We start from the raw sequence: 23,810 nt of genomic DNA, 5'->3' as shown, positions 1-23,810 counted from the left end.
CGAGAAGGATCCCCGAAAGGGCTACCCATGCAGATTTCCGAAACCAAGAATGACGGGCTTGCCCGCTCCTACGCCGTCACCATTCCCGCGTCCGAGATCGAATCGCGTATCTCTGCCGAAGTGAAGCGCATCGCACCGCAAGTGCGCATGCCCGGCTTCCGCCCCGGCAAGGTTCCCGCGAACCTCGTGAAAAAGATGCACGGCGAAGCGATCCATGCCGATATCCTGAACAAGACCGTGCGCGAATCGGTCGACAAGGTGATGGCCGAAAACAAGCTGCGCCCCGCGATGCAGCCCGCCGTCTCGCTTGGCGAGGATTACGAGCAGGGCAAGGACGCCGAAGTCACCGTCGACCTGGAAGTCCTGCCCGAGATCGAAACCCCTTCGACCGACGGCATCAAGCTTGAAAAGCTTGTCGTGCCCGTCTCCGACGACGAAGTGATGGAAGCGGTCGAAAAGATCGCCGGCCAGCAGAAATCGTTCAAGGCCGCCGCCAAGACCAAGAAGGCCGCCGAGGGCGACCAGCTGATCATCGACTTCGTCGGCAAGCTCGACGGCGTGGAATTCGAAGGCGGCAAGGCCGAGGACGCAGCGCTGGAAATCGGTTCGGGCCGTTTCATCCCGGGCTTCGAAGAACAGCTGATCGGCGCCAAGACCGGCGAGGAAAAGACGATCACCGTCACCTTTCCCGAGGATTATCCGGCCGAGCAGCTGAAGGGCAAGGAAGCGACCTTCGACATCACCGTCAAGGAAGTGAAGGTCCCGACCGAGACCAAGGTCGACGAGGAATTCGCCAAGAACCTCGGCCTCGATAGCCTCGACAAGCTGAAGGAATTGCTGCGTGGCCAGGTCGAGCAGGAAACCGCTGGCCTGACCCGCACCCAGATGAAGCGTCAGCTTCTGGACCAGCTGGCGGCCGGTCACGATTTCCCGGTTCCACCCGCGATGGTCGATGCAGAGTTCCAGCAGATCTGGGCCCAGCTTGAGCAGGAAGCCGCTCGGGAAGAAGACCCCGAAGCCGCGATGAAGGAAATCGAGGCCGAGAAGGACGACTACAAGCGCATTGCAGAGCGCCGCGTGCGCCTTGGCCTGCTGCTGTCGGAAATCGGCCAAAAGAATGGCGTCGAAGTTTCGCAGCAAGAAATGCAGATGCTGATCCAGCAGGCGGCGCAGCAGTACCGCCCTGAAGATCGCCAGCGTTTCGTCGAGTATGTCCAGTCCGAACCGATGGCCGCCGCCCAGCTGCGCGCGCCGCTCTACGAGGACAAGGTCGTCGACTTCCTGTTCGACAAGGCCGAAGTCACGACACGCGAAGTGACCAAGGAAGAGCTGCAGGCCGCGATCGAGGCTGACGAAGGCGAAGAGGCTGCGAAGCCGGCCGCCAAGAAGAAGGCTCCGGCCAAGAAGGCTGCCGCCAAGAAGGACGACGACGCAGCGGAAGAAAAGCCCGCCGCGAAGAAGGCCCCGGCCAAGAAGCCCGCCGCGAAGAAGGCGGACGATGCTGAGGCCGAAGCCAAGCCTGCGGCCAAGAAAGCCCCGGCGAAGAAGACTGCCGCCAAGAAGGCCGACGATGCAGCGGACGAAAAGCCCGCCGCGAAAAAGGCTCCGGCCAAGAAGGCTCCTGCCAAGAAGCCTGCCGCCAAGGCGGAATAATCCGAACCCCGCACGGGCCGCCATGGCCGCGTGCGGATCGGCAAAAACGGGCCGGAAGGGGATATTCCTTTCCGGCCCGTTTTGCGTTCTGGCCCGACTGCCGCAACCGGTGTCTGGCGTAATCGTCGCGCACGGCTATGTCGCAACCTGTCGCAACGCCCGCCCGGTTTTGGCACAGACGCCAAGCGAGTTATCCCGCCCTTGGCGAATCCCCTTGAACATGGCGGGGGCAGGGGCGACATAGGGCGTTCGAAATCGACAAGAGGACTTTCATGCTCGACCTGTTTGGCGCCAATTCCCTCCAGGGCAAGTTCAACACCGATCCCGTTACCGGCGCGCTCGTACCGATGGTTGTCGAGCAGACGAGCCGCGGCGAACGCAGCTTCGACATTTTCAGCCGTCTGCTGCGCGAACGCATCGTCTTCGTGACCGGCGGGGTAGAGGACACGATGGCCTCGCTCATCGTCGCCCAGCTGCTGTTCCTTGAATCGGAGGACAGCCAGAAAGACATCTCGATGTACATCAACTCGCCGGGCGGTGTCGTCACGGCGGGCATGGCGATCCATGACACGATGCAGTACATCAAGCCGCGCGTTTCCACCGTCTGTATCGGTCAGGCCGCATCCATGGGCAGCTTCCTGCTGGCGGCGGGCGAACCGGGCATGCGCATTGCGCTGCCCAATGCGCGAATCATGATCCACCAGCCTTCGGGTGGCGCACAGGGCATGGCCAGCGACATCGAGATTCAGGCCCGCGAGATCCTGCGCATCCGTCGCCGGATGAACGATCTGTACGTGAAGTACACCGGCAAGGACCTCGACACGATCGAGAAGGCGATGGATCGCGACACCTTTCTGGAGGCGGAAGAGGCCAAGGAATTCGGCCTTGTCGACCAGGTTTTCGTCAGCCGTACCGATGCCGAAAGCGGTGACGTTTCATAACGTCCGCATCACATGGCGCAGGCGTTCCCATTACGGGGCAACGCCTGCGGAGATGTGATTAACCCTATCGACAGGGCGTTGCTGTTATGCACCGTCAGTCGAGAACCCGTTCCGTGAGTGGTTGATTCTCCGCCAACGGCGCGTAAATTCGAAGATTGCAGCCCGATTCCGGGCGCTTCAGGATGGACTATGACCAAAGTCAGTGGATCTGACAGCAAGAGCACTCTCTATTGCAGCTTCTGCGGCAAATCGCAGCATGAGGTGCGCAAGCTGATCGCGGGGCCGACCGTTTTCATCTGCGACGAATGCGTCGAGTTGTGCAACGACATCATCCGCGAAGAGACGAAGGCCGGCATCGCCGGCAAGAAGGATGGCGGCGTGCCGCCCCCGGCTGAAATCTTCGCCACGCTCAACGATTACGTCATCGGCCAGGACCGTGCGAAGCGCGTCCTCTCCGTTGCGGTGCACAACCACTACAAGCGGTTGAAGCACAGCGGCAAGGGCAACGATGTCGAACTGGCAAAGTCGAACATCCTGCTGGTCGGCCCGACCGGTTCGGGCAAGACGCTGCTGGCCCAGACGCTGGCGCGCACGTTCGACGTGCCCTTCACGATGGCCGACGCCACCACGCTGACCGAAGCGGGCTATGTCGGCGAGGATGTCGAGAACATCATCCTCAAGCTGCTGCAGTCCAGCGACTACAATGTCGAGAAGGCGCAGCACGGCATCGTCTATATCGACGAGATCGACAAGATCACGCGAAAGGCGGAAAACCCCTCCATCACCCGTGACGTTTCGGGTGAGGGCGTGCAGCAGGCCCTGCTGAAGCTTATGGAAGGCACCACTGCCTCCGTCCCGCCTCAGGGCGGTCGCAAGCATCCGCAGCAGGAATTCCTGCAAGTGGACACGACGAACATCCTTTTCATCTGCGGCGGTGCGTTCGCTGGGCTCGAAAAGCTGATTTCCGACCGCCTGCAAAAGCGTTCGATCGGTTTCGGCGCACACGTTGCCGATCCGGAAAAGCGCCAGATCGGCGAACTGCTGTCCAAGGCAGAGCCAGAAGACCTGCTGAAATTCGGCCTGATTCCTGAATTCGTCGGCCGCCTGCCGGTGATCGCCACGCTGGAAGACCTCGACGTTGCGGCGCTGGTCATGATCCTGAAGGAACCGAAGAACGCGCTGGTCAAACAGTATCAGCGCCTGTTCGAGCTGGAAGACGTGGCCCTGACCTTTACCGACGATGCGCTGGAAGCGGTCGCGCAAAAGGCGATCAAGCGCAAAACCGGCGCGCGCGGTCTGCGCTCCATCGTCGAGGCGATCCTGCTCGACACGATGTTCGACCTGCCTACTCTGGAAGGCGTGTCAGAGATCGTCGTCGACAAGGACGTCGTCGAAGGCCGCAAGGAACCGGTGCAGGTCCACAAGGGCAAGGAAGCCGCGGCCTAGCTTGTCCTCGCCCGGTGGGCGAGGACCCCTCAAACGCCGGGCGGGGCGCATCCGCGCCCCTTGGCTTCGCCGCAATAAGCGGCGGCGCGCGTTCGCGCTTGCGGGAGTCGCTGCGCGCCCCGGTTTGCTGTAGGCAGACTTTCAGCTAACGACCCCATTGCGGACGTTCCTTCCCTCGCGGAAATCGATCGACTACATTGACGCCATGTGGATGCAACGCGCCGTGAACCTGTCGCTTGCCGCCTATATTGGTGGCTTAGTCGCTAGCTACGCGATCCTTTTGGTGACCCCCTATTCTCTGACCTCACCAACACTTGCCGTCTATCCGTTTCGGTTCGCGCTCGGCATTCTCATTTTTACTCTCCCGGGCTCTCTTTGGGTCGCCGCCATCTTCCGCTTGCTGAAAAGACGTTGGCCGCTGGCAGGTTCGTATGGCCTTGCGGTAGCGTGCGGAGCTCTAACTGGCGGAATGATGCTGTGGGTTCCTTCGCCGCCATCGCTGCTCGTCTTCGGTATCGGGTGCGCCTACGGCTTCGCAACGGCTTCGATTTGGGCCTGTATTAACCGCTATTTCATCCCTGCCTTCTGACAACCGCTTCCCACCCCAATCATGACCACTATGCCGAGGGCTGCAAGACCCAAAAGCGGTCGGTCAGCTAACGACCCCATTGCGGACATCTATCGCCCGCTACTCGCATGCGATAGATAAGCGGTTGCATGGTTCCGCTGATCGCTATCCCACCCCTGGCTATCATTCTCGCCAGCTTGGTGCTGAGCAAGCTGTTCGGCGCACGCTTTCCCTTTGCGATGGTGGCTAATTCGTCTGGGACTGTTGCCACTGATTTTTCTCGGCGCGGCCTGCTACGTGATGGCTACGCCCACCCCGATCCCAGAAAACTATGATCCTGACATTCACGAGAATGGAGGACGTCTCGATTTTCTCGCAATTATGATTTGGGGTCTCGTGCTTCCCACGATCTATGTCGCCATCGCTTTTCCCGTTTCTCTTGCATACGCATTTTGGAAGCGCCGTGGCCAGACACCCGATTAGCTTGATGTCCGCTTCCCACCCCATAACGGTTATTCAACCCACAACCGGCACTACCTAAAAACCGCCGCCACTCCCCCTACTTCCCCCGCGCTTCCAGCAGTTCGCTGACCGTCACCGACTTCAGCCCCTTTTCCTGCAACCCCGCAAGGATCAGCGGCAGGGCGGCGCGGGCCTGTGTGTCGTCGGTACCCAGCGCGTGTAGCATCACGATCGAGCCGGGCCGCACTTGCGCAAGGATCGCGTTGGCATAGGCCTGGGGCGGGGCTTCGCGGCGGCCGTTGTCGGATACGTCCCACATGATCAGGCGATAGTCTGCCTGATGCAGTTCCCATAGCAAACCGACCGACCGGATGCCGAATGGCGGGCGGAACAGGTCGGGCTTTGGCACGCCCGCTTCGCGCAACAGGGCATCGGTCTGCGCGATTTCGGTCGCGTGGAAATTCTGCGGGCGATCTTCCATCACCTGGTTCGACCATGCCTGATTGCCCAGTTCGTGGCCGGACGAGAGGATCAGCTTCGCCGCGTCCATGTTCTTTTCCAGCTTTTGGCCAGACATGAAGAACGTCGCCTTTGCATCGTGCCGCGCCAGCACCGGCAGCACGGCGGAAACGTTGCGACTGGGCCCGTCATCGAAGGTCAGCGCCACGACATTGCGCGTTGTCGCCACGCTGCATGTCGCATCGAACAGAGCGTTGAAACAGCGCAATGACGCAAGGTTTACGAAGATCGTCAACACGCAGGCCACGATGCCGAGCAAAAGCCCGATCCGCAGCAGGATGGTCTTGATCCGTTCGCTGTTCATAATCCCCCTCGGCCAGCAACCCCCTTTGCCGGACCGGTTAACAGGATATTTCAGCGCCCGCCTAACTGCAAGAACATGGCAGGATTTGTCATCCTTGCCGCCGCGAAGCGCCCGGTTTTGTCCCGTTTCGGGCGGGGTTTACACCACGTCGTCGTGATGCAGCGCGCAGGCGTGCGGATCGGTCTCTATCTGGATGGTCGGATGCTCAATCCCGAATCGGTCGTGCAGCACCTCTGCCGTGTCGTGCAGGAACGGGTCGCCCGGATGGCCGCCGGGCATCACCAGATGCGCGGTCATCGCTGTTTCGGTCTTGCTCATCGGCCAGATGTGCAGGTCGTGCACCGCGCTCACCCCCGGCAGGGCGGCCAGCGTATCGCGCACGGCGCTCTCTTCGATACCGTCGGGCACCGCGAGAAGCCCCATCTTCACGCTGTCTTTCAGCAGGCCCCACGTGCCGACCGCGATGATTGCCACGATTACCAGTGAAGTGACCGGATCAATCCACGCCATTCCGGTCAGCCAGATCAAAAGGCCCGCCATGACGACGCCAGCCGAAACCGCCGCGTCTGCCACCATGTGCAGGTATGCGCCGCGAATGTTCAGATCGCCCTTGCGCCCGCGCATGAATAGCAGCGCGGTGGCGGTGTTGATGACGATGCCGATGGCTGCGACGATCATGATCGGGCCCGGCTCCACCGGCTGAGGATCGAACAACCGGCGCAGGGTCTCGACCAGAATCGCGCCCAGCGCCGCCAGCAACAGCGCCGCATTGGCGATGGCCGCAAGGATGGAACTGGATTTAAGGCCATAGGTAAACCGGGCCGAGGGCGGCTTCCTGGCCAGCACGCTGGCACCCCATGCGATCAGCAGGCTCAGCACGTCGGAAAGGTTGTGGCCCGCGTCGGCCACCAGCGCCATCGATCCGTATATCAGGCCCGCCAGCGCCTCCACCACCACGAAGGCGGTGTTCAGCACCACGCCGATCAGGAACGCGCGGCCGAAATCCGCCGGGGCATGATCGTGAGCGTGCCCATGACTGTGCCCATGGCTATGTGAGTGTCCCGCGCCCATCGCCTTACTCGTAAACGCAAGCGTCCAGCCCGTCACGCCCCACGACGCCGATCCGGCTGCGGATCGTGTTGCCGTGGCGGGCGAGCCAGCCGCCTGGGTTCTTGACCGACCGCTTTTTCGGCAGCGGCAGCGCGGCGGCCATGCGGGCGGCCTCGGTCGTGCTCAGGCTGCTGGCGGAATGGTTGAAATAACGCTGCGCCCCGGCCTCTACACCGTAAGTGCCGATCCCGGTTTCCGCGACGTTGAGATAGACCTCCATTATCCGCCGCTTGCCCCAGACCTTTTCGATCAGCAGCGTGAACCAAGCCTCCAGCCCCTTGCGGAAATAGCCGCCGCCTTGCCACAGAAAGGCGTTCTTCGCGGTCTGCTGGCTGATCGTCGATCCGCCGCGGATGCGCCCGCCCTCTGCATTGCGCTTCATCGCATTCTCGATCGCCTCTCGGTCGAACCCGTCGTGGCTGCAGAACTTGCCGTCCTCTGCCGCGATCACGGCGCGCACCATGTTGCGGTCGATGTTCTCCAGCGGCTCCCAATCCTTGGTAATGCCCTTTTCGTCCATCAGCATCGTCGCGGTGACGGGGACGGGCAGCAGCGTATAGGCAAACACCCACAGCACGCTGAGCAACACCAGCGCGACCGCCGTCTTGATCAGAAACAGGAAAAAGCGCGCGAGGGTGCCGCGCGAACGTGCGATGGCCATGCGCGCGGTATTAGCCTTTGCGGCGTGGTACGCAAGCGACGCACGCGTGCTGTGGACCGCTTAACCGGGGGCGGCTTCGCGCTTTTCGGTCCGTGTGACCGCGTGCACCACGCTGCCCGCGCTGAATCCGTGGACCAGTGTGGACAGCACGATGGTAAAGGCGATGGCGGCCCAAAGATCGCCTTCGTTCACGAAGTCCAGCGATCCGGCGGCATAGGCGAGGTAGTAGATCGACCCGATCCCGCGCACGCCATAAAACGCCACCACCCCGCGATGTTTCATCGGCATGACGGTGCCGATCAGCGAAAGCATCCCGAATGCGGGCCGGATCACGAAGATTAGCGCCACGCCGATCAGAGCGTGCTGCCACGACAGGTACGGCAGCAGAACCGGAAGCGCCCCGCCGAACAGCACCAGCAGGATCGCGGTGACCGCTTGCTCCAGCGCTTCCGAAAACGCATGCAGGCGGGTGTGGTATTCGTGCTCCACCTCCACCCGGCGCAGGGTTAGCCCCATGACGAAGGCGGCGATGAAGCCATACCCTTCGATCAGTTCGGTCATGCCATAGGTGAACAACAACCCGGCCAGCGCGATCACGCCGGTTCCGCCGTCGGACAGGGGGTTGTGGCGCGGCATGTGAAAGATGACCCGGCCCAGCACCCAGCCCGCCGCGACGCCCGCCAGCCCGCCAACTGCGATCTTGTAAACTAAATAGAGCGAGAACCACTCCCAGCCCCAGTCGCCGGGGTTCAGGCCCAGTGTGCCGACAAACAGCGCCAGATAAACGAAAGGAAAGGCCAGCCCGTCGTTCAGCCCCGCCTCCGTCGTCAGGGCATAGCGGATCGGGTGTTCGCCACCTTCGCCGGGCGGGCCGACCTGCACGTCGGCGGCCAGCACCGGATCGGTCGGCGCCAGCACCGCCGCCAGCAGGATCGCCCCGGCGGCCGTCAGGCCCAGCGCATAGCCCAGCGCAAACACCGCCGCGATGCACAGCGGCATGGCGATGACCAGCAGGCGGATCGTCGGCGCCCACAGCCCCTTGCCCACGATCTTGTCCAGCCGCATTCCGGTGCCGAACAGCGCCGCGATGACCGCGAATTCGGATGCCAGTTCCCAGAACCCCGTCCGCTCCATTGGAGAGAACACCTCCGGCACGCCGGGCAGGATACCGAACACGGCCAGCCCGCCAAGGATCAGCAGGCCCGACGAAGAAGGCTCTCTGTCGCGGAGGAAGCGCGGGAACCAGAATGCAAGGATGATGACCAGCCCGCAGCCGACCAGCAGCACATGATAGGGGGAAATCCCGAAAAACGCGTCTTCCATGGGCTATCTACCGGCGGCGTTCCTGCTGGTTCCCCCGGTGCATGCGAAACGCCTGCGTCGAAATGCGGCAGCTGCCACTTCCCGGTCGGGATTCAGACCCCAGATAACCCGCAACAGTCGAAACGGCGATGGAGATTAACCCATGAAGACGACCGGCAACACCATCCTCTTGACCGGAGGCGGCAGCGGGATCGGGCGCGAATTGGCGCGCGAATGGGCGACGGCAGACAACACCGTGATCGTGGCAGGGCGGACCGCATCGTCGCTGGCGGAAACGGCCGAGGGGTTCGACACCATCCACACGCTGACCTTCGACGTATCCGATGCCGCCGACATCGCGCGCTTTGCCAAAGAGGCGGTCGCGCAATTTCCGGCCATCAACGTGCTGGTGAACAACGCCGGGATCATGCGGTACGAGGATGCGGGCAAGGGTCGCGATCTTGCCGATGCCGAAGCGACGGTGACGACCAATCTGCTCGGCCCGATCCGCCTGACCGACGCGCTGATCGATCACCTGTCGGTGCAGCCCGATGCGGCGATCGTAAATGTCACGTCGGGCCTTGCTTTCGTGCCGATGCCACAGACCGCAACCTATTGTGCGACCAAGGCAGCGCTTCATTCCTATACGCTTTCCTTGCGCAAGCTGCTGGAAGGCAAGGTAGAGGTGATCGAACTCGTCCCGCCGGGGGTGCAGACCGACCTGACGCCGGGACAGGCAACGCGTGAAGGCTATCTGCCGCTTCGCACCTATATCGAACAGGTGATGGAAGGTTTTACCAGCGACCCGACGCCAGAGGAGGTGCTGGTCCCCAGCGTGATGCCGCTGCGCACCGCAGAGCGCGATGGCAAGGTGCCGCAGATGGTCGATATGCTGTTCGACGCGGCAAAAGCGCGGGGCTGATCGGCGGTCAGAGCCATTCGCCGGGGAGTGCGTCGAAATCGAACAGGCGCGGCCAGAAAGCGAACACGAAAAGGGCGGCGGCGATTATCCATCGCCGCCGCCCTGTTTTCATGTCGCGGATGCTTACGCGCCCAGCGGCATCAGTCTTTCGCCGACGATGCGCTGCATCGCCTTTTGCACCTTTTCGAAAGCGCGAACCTCGATCTGGCGGATGCGTTCGCGGCTTACGTCGTAGACCTGCGAAAGCTCTTCCAGCGTCTGCGGGTTTTCGGTCAACCGGCGCTCGGTCAGGATGTGCTTTTCACGGTCGTTCAACACGTCCATCGCATCGACCAGCATTTCGTGCCGGACCTGCGCCTCTTCGGCGTCGGCCACGGTTTCGTCCTGCAGCGGGCGATCGTCGGTCAGCCAGTCCTGCCATTGACCCGAACCTTCCTCGTCGCTGCGCATCGACACGTTCAGTGAAGCGTCGCCGCCCATCAGCATGCGGCGGTTCATATTGATGACCTCCTGCTCGGGCACGCCAAGGTCGGTTGCGATCTTGGCGACGTCGCGCGGGTGCAGGTCGGTATCCTCGAACGCCTCGAGGTTCTTTTTCATCCGGCGCAGGTTGAAGAACAGCTTCTTCTGCGCGGCGGTCGTGCCCATCTTTACCAGCGACCACGAGCGCAGGATGTATTCCTGAATGCTCGCCTTGATCCACCACATGGCATAGGTCGCCAGGCGGAAGCCGCGATCGGGCTCAAACTTCTTTACGCCCTGTATCAGGCCGACGTTGCCTTCGGAGATCAGGTCGGACACGGGCAGGCCATAGCCGCGATAGCCCATCGCGATCTTGGCGACGAGGCGCAGGTGGCTCGTCACCAGCTGGGCCGCGGCCTCTGGATCTTCGTGTTCCTGATAGCGCTTGGCGAGCATGTATTCCTGCTCTGGCTTCAGCACGGGGAATTTCTTGATCTCCGACAGATAGCGGTTGAGGCTCTGCTCTCCGCCCAATGCCGGGATTGTTGATCTGGTCATCGTAGTCACGTCTCTTACCGAACCTTTCTTGCGTCGACCTTGCGGTGCGCGGCCCCTGATGGGCACCGGCAATTGCAGGCCACATCTTCCTTATAGACCCGAATATGCGCCCTGTGTTGGGGATTCTTTCAATATCAAAGCGCGAGTTCCTCGATCAGTTCCACCATGTCGGTCGGCAAATCGCTGGTAAAGCGCAGCCGGTCGCGTGTGACCGGGTGATCGAAGCCGATGACGGCGGCGTGGAGAGCCTGACGGCGAAAGCGCAGGCGATCAAGGAGGGTGCGAAAGCGCGAATCGGGTCTTCCATAGACAGGATCTCCTATTAGCGCATGGCCGATTGATGACATGTGAACCCGTATCTGGTGGGTTCGCCCGGTTTCCAACCGGCACTCGACCAACGCCGCCTGGGCACCGACGGACAGCGTTTTATAGTGCGTAACCGCCCTTTTACCGCGGTTCGAATGGGGGTCGAGCACCGCCATCTTCTTGCGATCGCGATCGCTGCGCCCGATCAGACCCTCTATCGTGCCCTTGGGCGGGTTCGGCACGCCCTTCACCACCGCGAGATAGGCGCGTTCCAGCGAGTGCGCGGCGAATTGTGCGGCCAGCCCCTCGTGCGCGACATCGCTTTTGGCCACGACCAGCAGCCCCGAGGTATCCTTGTCGATCCGGTGCACGATGCCGGGCCGCGCGACGCCGCCGATGCCCGAAAGCTGCCCTTCGCAATGGTGGAGCAGCGCGTTGACCAGCGTGCCGTCGGCATTTCCCGCGGCGGGATGGACGACCATTCCGGCGGGCTTGTCGACAACGATCAGGTGCTCGTCTTCGTACGCGACAACCAGCGGGATCGCTTGCGCTACGGCTTCGGCTGGCGCGGCTTCGGGCACTTCGACGGCGAATGCTGTTCCGGCGGCGGGCTTGATCGACCCCGATTTCGCGGCCTTGCCGTCCAGCAGGACCGCACCTTCCGCGATCAGCGCCTTGATACGCTCGCGCGAAAGGTCGGTGCGGCTGGCAAGCGCCTTGTCGAGCCGCTCGCCCCCGGTTTCGATCACGCCGCGAATGACAGTACCGTCCCCCATCGCTAGCAAGATGGGTGATGCGCATCGAAACGACAAGCGACGTAGTGGCGTTCCTGCTGGCCGAGGCCGAGGCGGCCTATCCGCACGAGTGCTGCGGACTGTTGCTGGGTGAAGGCGGGCGCATCCTATCGGCGCAGCCCACCGCCAACGTCGCCCCCGATCCGGCGCGCCATTTCGAGATCGCTCCGGTCGCGCTGATCGCCGCGCACAAGGCGGCGCGCGCGGGCGGGGCGGAGGTGCTGGGATATTACCACTCGCACCCGACGGGACGGTACGAACCTTCCGCGACGGACAAGGCGCAAGCCGCAGCAGACGGTCGCATCTGGGCCATCGTAGCGGGCGGCACCATAGGCTGGTGGCGCGACTCGCCGGACGGGTTTGCGCCAGTCGATATCTGTCAGACATGACGAAAGGGGCCCCGAAGGACCCCTTTCACCCTCTCCAAACCTTAGTTGACCTTACGACGTGGTTTCCTGCGTCGTGCGCGTTTCATATTCGCTCCGCGCCTGACCGACTCTCAGGTTGTTCTGCACGTGGTTCACGCCGCTGGCATAGTCGGCAATGTCCTCGGCCCGGCGCTTGGCGGCGCGGTCCTCCACGGTGCCATCCAGCGTGACCTCGCTGTCCTGCACGGTAACGGTCACGTTGCGTGCGTCCAGCCTGCGATCCTCTGTCAGCCGGTCGCATACATCCTCAAGGATGCGTTCGTCAGAGCGACGATAGCCCTGCGGTCCATTGCCGCGATGATCCATCTCACGCCTGCGAGCCGCATCGTCGTCGCCGAACCAGCTGGCAATCTCGTCACCGGCGCGTTCGAGGAACGGGCGGCGGTCGTCATAGCCATAGCCTTCGCGATATTGCGCGCCGCGTGTCGGGGTGTAGCCCATTCCTGCACCGGCCATTCCGTATCCGGCGTAAGCCAGCGGATCGACGTAGTCGCGCCCGCCATAGCTTTCGGATGTAAAGCGTCCGTAATCGCGGTCGGGCCGATCATGGCGGCTGGATGCGAGGCCGCGATCCCGATTACCGTACTGGTCGCGGTAATATTCGTTGCGCGGCCGACGTTCGCCCCGGCGACGGTCCTGTGCAAACTCGCGGTCGCGGCGACTGTCGCCACCATAGGTGCCCATCTGTCCAGTGTCGTAAACCTCGGTGCGTTCGTAATCGGCAACCGTTTCGCCCGGCTGGCCGGACTGGCGATCCTCGAACTGTTCGGTCTGGCGGGGGTTATAGCCGTATTGCTGGCGTTCGTAGCGGTCCTGCATGGTGAAACTCCGTAGAGTTAGCTGTCCTTTCCCTTGCGCCGGATGCAGATCGACAGCGTCTTGATCTGCGTTCGGCGGCCCGTTTCGGGCGCTCTTGACCAATCAACGGCTAAGGGGCTGGGAAAGGTCCGCCGCCGGGCGCTTGCCAGCCCCGGTTCGGCGCAACGCAAAACTATGATAAAAGGCGGTAATTTTCGGTCTGGCGCGCCAGATGCTCTAGTCGCCGATGATCCGGCCCAGCAACCCGCCTGCCGAACACTTCCTGTCCGCCGCCTCATAGCGCTGAAAAACTTCGTAGGCGTTCTGTTCGCCCAGACCGCGGCGCGCGAAAAAGCCGTAATAGTCGGCGTCGGCCTCGGTATAATTGGCCAGATAGGCAAGGTGCGCGCTGCGCAAGTGGTCGGGCATGTCGACCGTCTTGGCATAGCACGCGGCGCGCCCATATTCGCGGCTGCGCAGGATCGGCAGGCCCGTGTCCTTCTTGAACCCGGCGACCAGTGCTTCGGCTACGGCGCGTTCTTCCGGCGTCAGGTTCATCGACGCGAACTTGTCCGCCTCCATGCTCTCGGTGTCGAGATTGCAGGCGCCCAGCGCCAAGGGAGCCGCCAGGAAAAGTGCAAATTCGAAAAGCTGGCGCTTCATTCGGATCGTCCCCCAAAATCCCGGCCCGCAGCATGGGCGCGCAGGGGTTATATCGCGGTTAAGGCCGAAACATACCCGTCTTTCCTACCCGCGCGGCTGACGCTATGCATGGCCGCTTCGATGCTTGCCCGCCTTTCCGCCCTGGCCCCGATGCCGCACCTCGCCAGCGCCCTGCGCGGCAGTTGCGCCGGACTTGCGGCAAAGGGCGATAAATTTTCCCACCGTGTAAACTTCGTCAACTTAGACAGGCTATGGCCCTGCTTTATGAACGAAATTCGCTGCAAGAGGCCCGCCCGATGACCGATCCGACCCATCTGGCAAGCCTGATGTGCTCTCGCCTGTGTCACGACCTGCTCTCGCCGGTTGGCGGAATGACCAACGGCGTCGAATTGCTGGCCGACGAAACCGACCCGATGATGCGCGAACAGTGTATCGACCTTTTGGGCCAAGGCGCGCGGCGCACCGCGACGAAGCTGCGCTTTTTCCGGCTGGCTTTCGGCGCGGCGGGCGGGTTCGACGCGCAATTGCCGATTGCCGATGTCAAGGAACTGATTGACGCGCTGGCCGCCGAAGGGCGCGACATTCGCGTGGAATGGACCATCGGGGTCGATGGGCTGCCCAAGGCGGCGGTGAAAGTGCTGCTGAACTTCGGACTGCTGGCGATAGAGGCGCTGCCGCGTGGCGGCACGGTGACCGTTGCCGTCGAGGACAGTGGCTCCGCCCACGAAATCGCGGTGCGCGCCGAAGGCATGCGGATCGCCTTCGATGCCGAGGTGGGAGAGGCGCTCGACGGCAGGATTCCGCTGGAATCGCTGAACGCCCACACTGCCCCTGCGGAACTGATCCGGCTGGTAGCGCAGGGGTGCGGCGGCGGGTTGCAGCATGCGAAGAGCGACAATGCGCTGGTGCTGGGCGCGATCCTGCCGCATGGCAGCGGTATGAGTGCCGCAGATGCCTGAGCGCCGCCGGTTCCGCCCGCGGATGGAAATCGACCTCGAATGTCCGTCGCCCAACTGGGACGAACGGACCCTCCCGATCTCCATGGTCGTGCTGCACTATACCGACATGCCCGACGTGCGCGATGCCATCGACAAGATGTGCAACCCCGATGCGAAGGTCAGCGCGCATTACTGCGTCACCCGCGAAGGCAAGGTGGTGCAGATGGTAGAGGAAGAGAAGCGCGCGTGGCATGCGGGCCGATCTTTCTGGCGCGGTCACAACGACGTGAATTCGGCCAGCATCGGGATCGAGCTGGACAATCCCGGCCACACGCACGGGTATGAGGATTTTCCCGAAGTCCAGATGCAGGTCCTGATCCGCCTGCTGAACGACATCGTGAAGCGGCACGATATTCCGCGCGCCAATATCGTCGGCCATTCCGACGTCGCGCCGCAGCGGAAGGAGGATCCGGGCGAAAAGTTCGACTGGGAACGGTTGGCGAAGCTCCGGCTGGCGCTGCCCCGGCCCGAAAAGCTGGAACTGGGCGATCCGTTCGACAACGACGGGGCGTTCTATCTGGGGCTCGAGCGCTATGGCTACGACATTGCCGACGGGCATGCGGCGGTAAAGGCGTTTCAGCGCCGGTTCCGCCCCGAACGCATCGATGGCGAGATCGATGGAGAGCTTCGCGCGATCCTGTTCGCATTGCTCTTGGATCGCGACCGGGGAATCGCTAGATAGCGCGTCGCACCGGGGGGCCGGGCAGCCGCGGGTGCCTTTCGGGGTGCACGAGGAAAGTCCGGGCTCCACGAAACAAGGGTGGCGGGTAACGCCCGCCGGGCGGTGTTCGCATCGTCAAGGGAAAGTGCCACAGAGAGTATACCGCCGATGGAGGGCGACCTCACAGGCAAGGGTGAAAGGGTGCGGTAAAAGCGCACCGGGGCGCTGGCAACAGGGTCCGCATGGCAAACCCCACCCGGAGCAAGGCCGAATAGGGACGGCGCGCTTTGCCGCAAGGTAGGGCAGGGGTGTTTCGCCCCGTGATCGTCCGGGTTGGCTGCTTGACCGCACATGGCAACATGTCGGCAAGAGGAATGGCTGCCGACGGGGATACGGTGCCGCATGGCATACCGTCCGCGTTACAGAACCCGGCTTACAGGCCCCCCGGTGTATTCAAGGGCCGGTGTGTGTAGAGGGGTAAGGGGGGCTCAGCCCCGGCCGACGCCGACGTAGGTAAAGCCCGCCTCTCGCATGTCTTCGGGGTCGTACACGTTGCGCAGGTCGACCATGACAGGGGCGTTCACGCTGTCCTTCACGCGGGACAGGTCCAACGCGCGGAACGTGTCCCACTCGGTCACGATGACGATGGCATCGGCCCCTTCGACCGCCTCATAGGGATTGGCGGTCATTGTCACCCACGGCATCAGCGGGGCGGCAAGGTTCATCCCTTCCGGGTCATAGGCGCGGATTGTGGTGCCGGCATCGTCCAGCGCCTGCGCGATGGCGATGGCGGGCGAATCGCGCATGTCGTCGGTATTGGGCTTGAAGGTCAGGCCCAGCATTGCAACCGTCTTGCCGCGCGCGGCGTCCGGCCCGCCCAGCGCGTCGATGACCTTGCGGCCCATCGCCCGCTTGCGCGCCTCGTTCACCTTGACCACCGCCTCTACGATACGGACCGGGCTGTCGAAGTCCTCCGCCGTCTTCAGCAGGGCGAGCGTGTCCTTGGGGAAGCACGATCCGCCATAACCAGGTCCGGCGTGAAGGAACTTGTTGCCGATCCTGTTGTCCAGCCCAATGCCGCGGGCAACGTCCTGAACATCGGCGCCAACTTTCTCGCACAGGTCCGCCATCTCGTTGATGAAGGTGATCTTGGTGGCAAGAAAGGCATTCCCGGCGTACTTGATCAGCTCGCTGGTACGGCGGCCGGTAAACAGGATCGGCGCCTTGTTCAGGAAGAGCGGACGATAGACCTCGCTCATTACCTCACGCCCAAAGTCGTCCTCTGCGCCGATCACGATGCGGTCGGGGCGCTTGAAGTCGCCAATGGCCGCGCCTTCGCGCAGGAATTCCGGGTTGGAGACGACGGCAAAGCGATGCGCAGTGTTGCTCTCGCTCAGGATGCGTTCGACCTCGTCTCCGGTGCCGACGGGCACGGTGGACTTGGTCACAATGACGGCGGGGCCGGAGAGCTTTTCGCCGATCTCGCGCGCGACCTGATAGACGAAGGTCAGGTCGGCATGGCCATCGCCGCGACGGCTGGGCGTGCCCACTGCGATAAAGATCGCCGCCGCGCCCTCGATAGCAGAGCCCAGATCGTTCGAGAACGACAGCCGCCCGCCGCGCACGTTCGATGCGACCAGGTCGGCAAGGCCGGGCTCGTAAATCGGCATCACGCCGTTTTCCAAAGCCTCGATCTTCTTCGGGTCGTTGTCGATACAGACAACATCGTGGCCGAAATCGGCAAAGCACGCGCCGGAAACAAGGCCGACATAGCCCGATCCGACCATCGCGATTTTCATGACAGAGTCCCCATGGCAGGTCTTGGTCCCGGCGCTCTTATGTCCGGATTACGACGCTTCCATGAACCAGCGGTCGGTTCCCTGCAAGCCGATGGCGGTTAGTCTCCCCGTGCGGAATGCGCCGGTGTCGATGCCGATGCGGTTCGGCCAGCGGCTTTTCCCGCGACCGGGCGCGTGGATGTCGATCTGTTCGCGGATGGTGTGGCCGTGCACGACGCAGACATCCATCGTCTGGGGATGGCTTAGAAACGGTTCGCGTATCCAGCGCACGTCGCCGCGCCGTTGCGAATCCAGCGGCAGGGCCGGATCGACCCCGGCGTGGACGAAGACATAATCGCCCAAGCGCACCATGTCCTCCATCCCGGCGACGAAGGCGATGTCGTCCTGCGGGATCAATGTGACCAGACGATCGTGCAACTCCTCCATCGACAACCCGCGATAATCGTCGCGTTCCAGGCCGAAACTGAGGACCGTTTCCTTGCCCCCCACGCGCAGAAAGTGTCGCAGCGCGCCTTCGTCTTCCAGCGCGCGCAGGAACATTTCTTCGTGATTGCCCATCAGGATGCGTACCGGGCGGCGGGCCTGCCAGTCGCGCGCGGCACGGATGACGCCAGCGCTTTCCGGACCGCGATCGACCAGATCGCCCAGCAGGATGACCAGCGTTTCGGCATCGCCGCGCGCCGCATCGTCCAACTCTATCCGCTCGATCATCTGCGTGAACAGGTCGAGCCGCCCGTGGATGTCGCCGATCGCATAGACCCGCTTTCCATCCGGCAGGGCAGGGCCGACAGCGCTCGCGCCATCGACCGGGCTGCCGAGCCCGAATAGGTTGGATAGCGATTTCAACACGGTCGGCGTTCGCCTTTCCTGACCTTCGGGGAACAAACCGGCTGTCCGGGCCGGTTTCGTCGAAGTAAGCGGCATCTAGTGGGCGTGCTTGCGACAGACAAGCTTGCGCTTCCATGAAGATGCCCAGGCTGGTTGTAGTACAGCAACTGCAGCGTTGCAAAAAATCAACACCCTTTCAGTCGAATGACGAAATGGCGAAATTGTGACTTGTGCAATGCAGCACAAGCAAGCAGTTTTCTTGCGCACTCGGATCACGGCGCGCAACGAACGATGCCAGACCGGTGCACGGAGGGGTGAGGATTACTGAAGAACCATGAGGGATCTTATCATGACCACGACTTTCCGCAGCATGTTCGCTGCCGCTGTTCTCGCCGGTACCGCCCTGTCAGCCACTCCGGCTTTCGCTCAGGACGAAGCCATTTCGGTTTCGGCCAATGTTGCCATGGTCACCGACTATCGCTTCCGCGGCGTCTCGCTGTCGGGCGGTGATTTCGCAATTCAGGGCGGCGTTGATGTTGCTCATGCGTCGGGCTTCTACGTCGGTACTTGGGCGTCGTCGATCGAAGGCGGTGACTACGGTGGTACCGAACTCGACATCTACGGTGGCTGGAGCGGTGCGCTCTCGGATTCGCTGTCGGTCGACGTCGGCCTGCTGTATTATGTCTATCCGAGCGGCATTGATGCCGATGATCCGTTCGGTTTCGACACTGACTATTTTGAGCCCTATGCCTCGGTGACCGGTGCGGTAGGCCCGGCTGAAGTGACCGTTGGCGTTGCCTATGCCTTTGATCAGGACTCGCTGGGTGACGACGACAACCTGTACCTGTACGGCGATCTTGGCTTCGCAATTCCCGAAACTCCGGTCTCGTTCTCGGCGCACCTCGGTTACACCGATGGTGTCCTGGCTCCTGAATATCTTCTGGGCGGCACCGACGATTCGGCTTTCGACTGGTCGCTGGGCGCATCGGTAGGCTTCAAGGGTCTGGATCTCGGTGTTTCCTACATTGGCGTCGAGGGCCCGACCGTCGATGGTTATACCGACGATACTATCGTGGCTTCGCTGTCGGCCAGCTTCTAAGCTTCCGCCAGACAGGCGCACAGCCTAACGGAACGGCCTGCCCCCATGGGGCGGGCCGTTTTGCTTTGTGCGGCTTGCGTTGCGGCGGCGGGCGCCTACCTTGCGTCGCATGACGAAATACCTTCACGCCATGATCCGCGTGACCGATCCCGATGCGACGGTCGCCTTCTTCAACCTGATTGGTATGGATGAAGTCCGCCGCTACGAAAGCGAGCAGGGCCGGTTCACCCTGATCTACCTCGCTGCACCCGGGCAGGCGGATGTTGCCGAGGTGGAGCTGACCTACAACTGGCCGTCCGAGGATGGCGTGGCAGAGGAATACGACGGGGGCCGCAATTTCGGCCACCTAGCATTCCGCGTCGACGACATCTACGCGACGTGCCAGACGCTGCAGGACGCGGGGCACACGATCAATCGCCCCCCGCGCGACGGACACATGGCCTTCGTGAAGACGCCCGACGGCATCTCCATCGAATTGCTTCAGGATGGCAGGCTGGAGCCGCGCGAACCGTGGGCCAGCATGGAGAACACCGGCAGCTGGTAAGCCGCCGGTGAGGGATCAGGCGGTGCCGGTGGCCGGCTCTGCCCCCTCATCTTCTTCATCTTCCGGCACGCCCTTGGCAAAGCGCAGGATCGCATAGCCGAGCAGGGCCGAAATCAGCGATCCGCCCAGCACGCCCAGCTTCGCTTCCTCGATCAAATGCGGATAGCCGGGGAAGGCGAGTGCGCCGATAAACAGGCTCATCGTAAAGCCGATGCCGCACAATACCGATGTTCCCCAAAGCTGCATCCACGTCGCCCCCTCGGGTTTCGGCGCCAGCTTCAGTTTATAACACGCTGCAATGGCTGCCAGAATGCCAGCCTGTTTGCCGATGACCAGACCGGCGGCAATGCCGAGCGGCAGCGGATCGAGGAACCCCGCCAGCCCGATGCCCGCCATGGCAACGCCCGCATTGGCGAACCCGAACAGCGGAACGACCAGATAGGCATTCCATGGCAACAGCGCGTGTTCGAAGCGCAAGAGCAAACTGTCTCCGCGCGCATCGAGGCGCATCGGGATCGTCAATGCCGCGACCACGCCCGCGATCGTCGCGTGGATGCCGGAATTCAGCACGAAGTACCAAAGCAGCAGCGACAACGCGGCATAGGCCCACCAGCGGTCTACCCGGAACCGGTTCAATCCGATCATCACGGCCATTACCGCCAGTGAGGCGATCAGCCACATCAGCTTCAGGTTTGCGGTATAGAACACCGCGATGATCGCCACCGCCCCGATATCGTCGACGATGGCAACGGTCAGCAGGAACAGGCGCAGCGAACTGGGTACGCGATTGCCCAATAGGCCCATCACGCCCATGGCAAAGGCGATGTCGGTCGCCGCCGGAATGGCCCAGCCGCGGTGTAGCCCTTCGGCCCCTTCGCCCGCGATCACGCCAAGGAATACGACCGCCGGGACAGCCATGCCCATCGCCGCCGCGATCACCGGCAGGCGGCGCGCCGACGGATCGGCCAAGGCACCGTCGGCCACCTCTCGCTTGATCTCCAGCCCGACGACGAAGAAGAAGATCGCCATCAGCGCATCGTTGATCCACAGGTGCAGATTGTTCAGCTTGGCGATCGGGGTCCACGCCAGCGTGCCGTGGAACAAGTCGTGATAATCATGGGCCAGCGGCGAATTGGCTACGATCATCGCCAGCACGGCAATCACGATCAGGATGATGCCCGACGCGGCCTCGTTATCGAAGAACGCCTTCAGCGTGCGATTGATGGCTTTTGCGGCGTGCTTCATGCCAAGGCCTCCGTCAGGGGCCGGCAGTCGACGCGGGCGGGGATAAATCGCGAAAGGATCATGCAGGCCCTTTTCCCCAATTCGTGCTGCGTTGCAAGGTGGGTGCGACCAACTTAAGGTCGAATGCACGCGCCGGGGCCTGTGGGCGCAATTGGGGGTACAATGGGGGTCGCAGCCCAAGATGTTTTATCACTGATCTTCGCATCGCTCGAATCGGTTCGGCTGGAACTGCTGTTGTTTGCGGCGTTCTGGTTCGCGTTGGGCGCGTTGGACGAGATGGCGGTGGACCTTGCGTGGGCCTGGTTGCTGCTGACCGGACAGGCGAAGACGAAGCGTTTGGACGCGCCGACGACCGCCGAATTGTCCGCGCCGATCGCCCTGTTCGTGCCCGCTTGGCGAGAGGCGCGCGTAATCGCCCCGATGCTCCGCAATACGCTGGCGCGGTGGCCGCATGCCGATTTGCGGGTCTATGCGGGTTGCTATGTCAACGACCCCGCGACGCGCGCCGCGATGGAGGCGGGTGGTGGCGGCGATCCGCGCCTGACCATCGTGGTGAACGAAACGCCGGGTCCGACAACCAAGGGCGAATGCCTGAACCGCCTGTTCCGCGCGCTGCGCGAAGATGAGGCGCGGACCGGGCAGCGGTTTCGCGCCGTGATGCTCCACGACGCAGAAGACCTTGTGCATCCCGATGCTCTGACCCTGATCGACCGCGCGCTGGACGATGCGGATTTCGTGCAAATCCCGGTTCGTCCCGAGATGCAGGTCGATTCGCCGTGGGTCGGCAACCATTACGCCGATGAATTTACCGAGGCGCATGCGCGCGAAATGGTGGTGCGCGATCGGCTGGGGGTCGGGCTTCCCGCTGCGGGTGTTGGCTGCGCGTTTTCGCGGGATGCGCTGGACTGGGTGGCAGATCGACGGGGTGGCACCGAGGGTCCGTTCGATCCGCTGGCCATGACCGAGGATTACGAACTGGGCATGTTGATCGGGCGGCGCGGGACCCGTCCCGGTGGCAAGGGCGGGCGGTTCCTGCGGGTGCGCGCTGCCGACGGTTCGCTAGTCGCGACGCGGGCGTTCTTTCCTTCCCGATTGGACGCGGCCGTGCGCCAGAAATCGCGTTGGGTCCACGGCATTGCCTTCGACGGATGGGACCAGCTGGGCTGGAGCCTGCGCCCGGCAGAACTGTGGATGCGGGTCCGCGACCGGCGCGGGCCCTTGGTGGCGGTGGTGCTGGCGGCGGCTTACCTGTTGGTGCTGCTGACCGGATTTCTCTGGTTGGCCGACGCGATGGGCTGGCACCCGGCCGGGACTTTGCCGCCGCTGGTCTATTGGGTGTTGATCGCGACGACGCTGGCCTTCGTTTGGCGGGCGGTCGTGCGGTTCTTGCTGGTGACGCGCGAATATGGGCTGGGTGATGGAATAGGTTCGATCCTGCGCATCCCGGTTGCCAATGTCATCGCCATCAGCGCGAGCCGCCGCGCGGTTTTTCGCTATGCCGCGACCTTGTTCGGACAACCCGCGCGCTGGGAAAAGACCGAACATGACCGCCACGTTGCCGACGAATTGGCCGATCACAAACGCGTGACGGCATGACGGCACGGACAGGGCGAGGCCAGCCACTGATCGCGCTGGCCGGATTGATAGTGCTGTGGGTGGCGGCGCGGGCCTGGGGGCCGGTGGGTCAGGCGATCGATGCGCCGCTCCCCCTGCCGCCGACAGTGGCGGGCCGGGTCGAGCAGGTGCAGCCAGTGATAGCGCCGATCCCTGCGAGGTCGCGCGAATTCGTCGCGCCGGTTGAGGCAGTCTCTCCGACAGCTGCGCCAACCATTCTCCCGGTGGCCTTGCCGCCAGCGCCGCCCGCAATTGCCAGACCTGCCCTCGTGCCGCTTCAGACCGTCTTCGATGCGCCATCCCTACCGACTTCTCCCACGCCGCCCCCGCCGCAGCGCCGCGATATCGCGCCGCCCGCGCCCGTTCCCTTCGGCGCGGTTCCGCCAGAGGTGCGTGCCCGTCGGCGCTGGTCCGCCGATGCGTGGATGTTGCTGCGCGACAAGGCAGAGCCCGGCGCGGCATTGGTTGGTAGCGGGACTTATGGTGCCAGTCAGGCGGGTGCGGTCCTGCGCTATCGCCTGTTCCCCGAGAGCGGTTTCGATCCGCGCGCCTATCTGCGTGTCACCACGACCGTGGGGGGAGAGGACGAGAAAGAAGTTGCCGCCGGGATCGCGGTGCGTCCCTTGCGCGCATTGCCGGTCGACCTGATGGTCGAGGGCCGGTTGCTGCGGTTCAACGGCGACCGCCGATTGCGCCCCAGCGAAACGCGGGTCCGGCCCGCCGCGATGGCCGTTTTCGGCCCGCCCGTCTTGCCCCTGCCGCTCGACGTGCGGGCAGAGGCCTATGCGCAAATCGGTTATGTCGGAGGTGAGGGCGCGAGCGCCTTTGCCGATGGTCAGCTTCGCGTTGTGCGCGATGTGCCGTTCGATCTGGCCGATACGATCTCTCTTGAGGCGGGGCTTGGCGGATGGGGCGGCGCGCAGAAGGGCGTGGAACGGGTAGACGTCGGTCCCACGGTCGCGGCGCGTTTTCCCTTGGGTAAAAGCGTGTTCGGGCGCGCCAGCATCGATTGGCGGCACCGCATGGTTGGCGATGCCGAGCCGGGTTCGGGGCCGGTCCTGACGCTGTCGGCGGGTTTTTAAGGCCACATTTCCGCTGCAATTGCGGGGAAGCCGGTGCGTTCAT

At 63.2% G+C, this 23,810-nt stretch carries 24 protein-coding genes and 1 other RNA gene; 14 read left to right on the top strand and 11 right to left on the bottom strand.

What is annotated here, in order from left to right:
* Window positions 1–27: 27 nt before the first annotated feature.
* The 5 genes from tig (at window position 28) to AB433_RS20620 (ending at window position 4,943) form a co-directional block, all read left to right on the top strand.
* Window positions 28–1,653 carry a trigger factor gene (tig, locus tag AB433_RS14085; protein WP_047821873.1) on the top strand — a complete coding sequence of 542 codons (1,626 nt, stop codon included), beginning with the start codon at window positions 28–30 and terminating at the stop codon, window positions 1,651–1,653.
* Window positions 1,654–1,925: 272 nt separating this feature from the next.
* A complete protein-coding gene (gene clpP, locus AB433_RS14080; protein ID WP_047821871.1) occupies window positions 1,926–2,594 on the top strand; it encodes an ATP-dependent Clp endopeptidase proteolytic subunit ClpP in 669 nt (222 codons plus the stop codon).
* Window positions 2,595–2,783: 189 nt separating this feature from the next.
* Complete coding sequence (gene clpX, locus AB433_RS14075; RefSeq protein ID WP_047821868.1) at window positions 2,784–4,040, top strand: ATP-dependent Clp protease ATP-binding subunit ClpX; 1,257 nt, start codon at window positions 2,784–2,786, stop codon at window positions 4,038–4,040.
* A gap of 205 nt (window positions 4,041–4,245) precedes the next feature.
* Window positions 4,246–4,629, top strand: coding sequence for a hypothetical protein (locus tag AB433_RS14070; protein WP_218916954.1), 384 nt, complete (start codon window positions 4,246–4,248; stop codon window positions 4,627–4,629).
* Between the two features lie 128 nt (window positions 4,630–4,757).
* Window positions 4,758–4,943 carry a hypothetical protein gene (locus AB433_RS20620; RefSeq protein WP_156170833.1) on the top strand — a complete coding sequence of 62 codons (186 nt, stop codon included), beginning with the start codon at window positions 4,758–4,760 and terminating at the stop codon, window positions 4,941–4,943.
* 224 nt (window positions 4,944–5,167) lie between these two features.
* Here the strand turns inward: AB433_RS20620 and AB433_RS14060 are convergent, their stop codons facing one another.
* The 4 genes from AB433_RS14060 to AB433_RS14045 form a co-directional block, all read right to left on the bottom strand.
* Complete coding sequence (locus AB433_RS14060) at window positions 5,168–5,893, bottom strand: polysaccharide deacetylase family protein (protein WP_047821860.1); 726 nt, start codon at window positions 5,891–5,893, stop codon at window positions 5,168–5,170.
* 138 nt (window positions 5,894–6,031) lie between these two features.
* Window positions 6,032–6,964, bottom strand: coding sequence for a cation diffusion facilitator family transporter (locus AB433_RS14055; RefSeq protein ID WP_047821857.1), 933 nt, complete (start codon window positions 6,962–6,964; stop codon window positions 6,032–6,034).
* Between the two features lie 4 nt (window positions 6,965–6,968).
* A complete protein-coding gene (gene mtgA, locus AB433_RS14050) occupies window positions 6,969–7,664 on the bottom strand; it encodes a monofunctional biosynthetic peptidoglycan transglycosylase (RefSeq protein WP_047821855.1) in 696 nt (231 codons plus the stop codon).
* Window positions 7,665–7,724: 60 nt separating this feature from the next.
* Window positions 7,725–8,987: a cation:proton antiporter gene (locus tag AB433_RS14045; RefSeq protein WP_047821853.1), complete on the bottom strand. Its 1,263-nt coding sequence runs from the start codon at window positions 8,985–8,987 to the stop codon at window positions 7,725–7,727.
* 142 nt (window positions 8,988–9,129) lie between these two features.
* On the opposite strand from AB433_RS14045, the gene AB433_RS14040 reads away from it, so the two are divergent.
* Window positions 9,130–9,888 (top strand): SDR family oxidoreductase, encoded by a 759-nt coding sequence (locus AB433_RS14040; RefSeq protein WP_047821851.1) that lies wholly within the window; start codon window positions 9,130–9,132, stop codon window positions 9,886–9,888.
* Window positions 9,889–10,011: 123 nt separating this feature from the next.
* Here AB433_RS14040 and rpoH read toward each other — a convergent pair whose 3' ends face one another.
* Window positions 10,012–10,908, bottom strand: coding sequence for an RNA polymerase sigma factor RpoH (rpoH, locus tag AB433_RS14035; RefSeq protein ID WP_082134944.1), 897 nt, complete (start codon window positions 10,906–10,908; stop codon window positions 10,012–10,014).
* Between the two features lie 134 nt (window positions 10,909–11,042).
* Window positions 11,043–11,990, bottom strand: a complete 948-nt coding sequence (locus tag AB433_RS14030; protein ID WP_047821849.1) for an RluA family pseudouridine synthase — start codon at window positions 11,988–11,990, stop codon at window positions 11,043–11,045.
* A 17-nt stretch (window positions 11,991–12,007) separates the two neighbouring features.
* On the opposite strand from AB433_RS14030, the gene AB433_RS14025 reads away from it, so the two are divergent.
* Complete coding sequence (locus tag AB433_RS14025; protein ID WP_047821847.1) at window positions 12,008–12,397, top strand: M67 family metallopeptidase; 390 nt, start codon at window positions 12,008–12,010, stop codon at window positions 12,395–12,397.
* 51 nt (window positions 12,398–12,448) lie between these two features.
* On the opposite strand, the gene AB433_RS21340 is transcribed toward AB433_RS14025, so the two are convergent.
* Both AB433_RS21340 and AB433_RS14015 read right to left on the bottom strand, forming a co-directional pair.
* Entirely contained in the window at window positions 12,449–13,255 is an 807-nt protein-coding gene (locus AB433_RS21340; protein ID WP_047821845.1) for a BON domain-containing protein, read from the bottom strand.
* A gap of 216 nt (window positions 13,256–13,471) precedes the next feature.
* The gene (locus AB433_RS14015; RefSeq protein WP_047821843.1) at window positions 13,472–13,897 is read right to left on the bottom strand and encodes a hypothetical protein; all 426 of its coding nucleotides are present in this window, start codon (window positions 13,895–13,897) and stop codon (window positions 13,472–13,474) included.
* 251 nt (window positions 13,898–14,148) lie between these two features.
* Here AB433_RS14015 and AB433_RS14010 point away from each other — a divergent pair, with 251 nt between their 5' ends.
* The 3 genes from AB433_RS14010 to rnpB all read left to right on the top strand — a co-directional run bounded on the left by AB433_RS14010 (window position 14,149) and on the right by rnpB (window position 16,008).
* Window positions 14,149–14,856: a histidine phosphotransferase family protein gene (locus tag AB433_RS14010; RefSeq protein ID WP_342670048.1), complete on the top strand. Its 708-nt coding sequence runs from the start codon at window positions 14,149–14,151 to the stop codon at window positions 14,854–14,856.
* Window positions 14,849–15,577 carry an N-acetylmuramoyl-L-alanine amidase gene (locus AB433_RS14005; RefSeq protein WP_245626670.1) on the top strand — a complete coding sequence of 243 codons (729 nt, stop codon included), beginning with the start codon at window positions 14,849–14,851 and terminating at the stop codon, window positions 15,575–15,577. The genes AB433_RS14010 and AB433_RS14005 overlap by 8 nt, the downstream gene beginning before the upstream one ends.
* 9 nt (window positions 15,578–15,586) lie before the next feature.
* Window positions 15,587–16,008, top strand: an RNA gene (rnpB, locus tag AB433_RS19660) — RNase P RNA component class A.
* 36 nt (window positions 16,009–16,044) lie between these two features.
* On the opposite strand, the gene AB433_RS14000 is transcribed toward rnpB, so the two are convergent.
* Together AB433_RS14000 and AB433_RS13995 are read right to left on the bottom strand one after the other, a co-directional pair.
* Complete coding sequence (locus AB433_RS14000) at window positions 16,045–17,355, bottom strand: UDP-glucose dehydrogenase family protein (protein ID WP_047821839.1); 1,311 nt, start codon at window positions 17,353–17,355, stop codon at window positions 16,045–16,047.
* A gap of 48 nt (window positions 17,356–17,403) precedes the next feature.
* Entirely contained in the window at window positions 17,404–18,279 is an 876-nt protein-coding gene (locus AB433_RS13995; RefSeq protein ID WP_082134943.1) for a metallophosphoesterase family protein, read from the bottom strand.
* Window positions 18,280–18,532: 253 nt separating this feature from the next.
* On the opposite strand from AB433_RS13995, the gene AB433_RS13990 reads away from it, so the two are divergent.
* Both AB433_RS13990 and AB433_RS13985 read left to right on the top strand, forming a co-directional pair.
* A complete protein-coding gene (locus AB433_RS13990) occupies window positions 18,533–19,282 on the top strand; it encodes a TorF family putative porin (RefSeq protein ID WP_047821837.1) in 750 nt (249 codons plus the stop codon).
* A gap of 109 nt (window positions 19,283–19,391) precedes the next feature.
* Complete coding sequence (locus AB433_RS13985) at window positions 19,392–19,826, top strand: VOC family protein (protein ID WP_047821836.1); 435 nt, start codon at window positions 19,392–19,394, stop codon at window positions 19,824–19,826.
* A gap of 15 nt (window positions 19,827–19,841) precedes the next feature.
* On the opposite strand, the gene nhaA is transcribed toward AB433_RS13985, so the two are convergent.
* Entirely contained in the window at window positions 19,842–21,071 is a 1,230-nt protein-coding gene (gene nhaA, locus AB433_RS13980; RefSeq protein ID WP_047821834.1) for a Na+/H+ antiporter NhaA, read from the bottom strand.
* Window positions 21,072–21,233: 162 nt separating this feature from the next.
* Here nhaA and AB433_RS13975 point away from each other — a divergent pair, with 162 nt between their 5' ends.
* Together AB433_RS13975 and AB433_RS19585 are read left to right on the top strand one after the other, a co-directional pair.
* Entirely contained in the window at window positions 21,234–22,667 is a 1,434-nt protein-coding gene (locus AB433_RS13975) for a glycosyl transferase family protein (protein ID WP_047821832.1), read from the top strand.
* Complete coding sequence (locus AB433_RS19585) at window positions 22,664–23,767, top strand: hypothetical protein (protein ID WP_053059180.1); 1,104 nt, start codon at window positions 22,664–22,666, stop codon at window positions 23,765–23,767. Before AB433_RS13975 ends, AB433_RS19585 begins: the two co-directional genes overlap by 4 nt.
* Window positions 23,768–23,810 lie beyond the last annotated feature (43 nt).

Origin of the sequence: Croceicoccus naphthovorans (assembly GCF_001028705.1) — a bacterium.
In the GTDB taxonomy this organism is placed as follows: Bacteria; Pseudomonadota; Alphaproteobacteria; order Sphingomonadales; family Sphingomonadaceae; genus Croceicoccus; species Croceicoccus naphthovorans.
Note: the sequence above shows the minus strand (reverse complement) of the source record. Positions and strands in the feature narration are given on the sequence as shown.

Bases quoted from the DNA above. Each gene is read 5' to 3' on its own strand.
- AB433_RS14045 (WP_047821853.1), bottom strand. From the start codon at position 8,987: ATGGAAGACGCGTTTTTCGGGATTTCCCCCTATCATGTGCTGCTGGTC.
- AB433_RS14000 (WP_047821839.1), bottom strand. From the start codon at position 17,355: ATGAAAATCGCGATGGTCGGATCGGGCTATGTCGGCCTTGTTTCCGGC.
- tig (WP_047821873.1), top strand. From the start codon at position 28: ATGCAGATTTCCGAAACCAAGAATGACGGGCTTGCCCGCTCCTACGCC.
- clpP (WP_047821871.1), top strand. From the start codon at position 1,926: ATGCTCGACCTGTTTGGCGCCAATTCCCTCCAGGGCAAGTTCAACACC.
- AB433_RS14005 (WP_245626670.1), top strand. From the start codon at position 14,849: ATGCCTGAGCGCCGCCGGTTCCGCCCGCGGATGGAAATCGACCTCGAA.
- AB433_RS19585 (WP_053059180.1), top strand. From the start codon at position 22,664: ATGACGGCACGGACAGGGCGAGGCCAGCCACTGATCGCGCTGGCCGGA.
- AB433_RS20620 (WP_156170833.1), top strand. From the start codon at position 4,758: ATGGTTCCGCTGATCGCTATCCCACCCCTGGCTATCATTCTCGCCAGC.
- AB433_RS21340 (WP_047821845.1), bottom strand. From the start codon at position 13,255: ATGCAGGACCGCTACGAACGCCAGCAATACGGCTATAACCCCCGCCAG.
- AB433_RS14025 (WP_047821847.1), top strand. From the start codon at position 12,008: ATGCGCATCGAAACGACAAGCGACGTAGTGGCGTTCCTGCTGGCCGAG.
- AB433_RS13985 (WP_047821836.1), top strand. From the start codon at position 19,392: ATGACGAAATACCTTCACGCCATGATCCGCGTGACCGATCCCGATGCG.
- AB433_RS14040 (WP_047821851.1), top strand. From the start codon at position 9,130: ATGAAGACGACCGGCAACACCATCCTCTTGACCGGAGGCGGCAGCGGG.
- AB433_RS13995 (WP_082134943.1), bottom strand. From the start codon at position 18,279: ATGCCGCTTACTTCGACGAAACCGGCCCGGACAGCCGGTTTGTTCCCC.
- mtgA (WP_047821855.1), bottom strand. From the start codon at position 7,664: ATGGCCATCGCACGTTCGCGCGGCACCCTCGCGCGCTTTTTCCTGTTT.
- AB433_RS14055 (WP_047821857.1), bottom strand. From the start codon at position 6,964: ATGGGCGCGGGACACTCACATAGCCATGGGCACAGTCATGGGCACGCT.
- AB433_RS14015 (WP_047821843.1), bottom strand. From the start codon at position 13,897: ATGAAGCGCCAGCTTTTCGAATTTGCACTTTTCCTGGCGGCTCCCTTG.
- AB433_RS14030 (WP_047821849.1), bottom strand. From the start codon at position 11,990: ATGGGGGACGGTACTGTCATTCGCGGCGTGATCGAAACCGGGGGCGAG.
- AB433_RS13975 (WP_047821832.1), top strand. From the start codon at position 21,234: ATGGGGGTCGCAGCCCAAGATGTTTTATCACTGATCTTCGCATCGCTC.
- AB433_RS13990 (WP_047821837.1), top strand. From the start codon at position 18,533: ATGACCACGACTTTCCGCAGCATGTTCGCTGCCGCTGTTCTCGCCGGT.
- rpoH (WP_082134944.1), bottom strand. From the start codon at position 10,908: ATGACCAGATCAACAATCCCGGCATTGGGCGGAGAGCAGAGCCTCAAC.
- nhaA (WP_047821834.1), bottom strand. From the start codon at position 21,071: ATGAAGCACGCCGCAAAAGCCATCAATCGCACGCTGAAGGCGTTCTTC.
- clpX (WP_047821868.1), top strand. From the start codon at position 2,784: ATGACCAAAGTCAGTGGATCTGACAGCAAGAGCACTCTCTATTGCAGC.
- AB433_RS14010 (WP_342670048.1), top strand. From the start codon at position 14,149: ATGGCCCTGCTTTATGAACGAAATTCGCTGCAAGAGGCCCGCCCGATG.
- AB433_RS14060 (WP_047821860.1), bottom strand. From the start codon at position 5,893: ATGAACAGCGAACGGATCAAGACCATCCTGCTGCGGATCGGGCTTTTG.
- AB433_RS14070 (WP_218916954.1), top strand. From the start codon at position 4,246: ATGTGGATGCAACGCGCCGTGAACCTGTCGCTTGCCGCCTATATTGGT.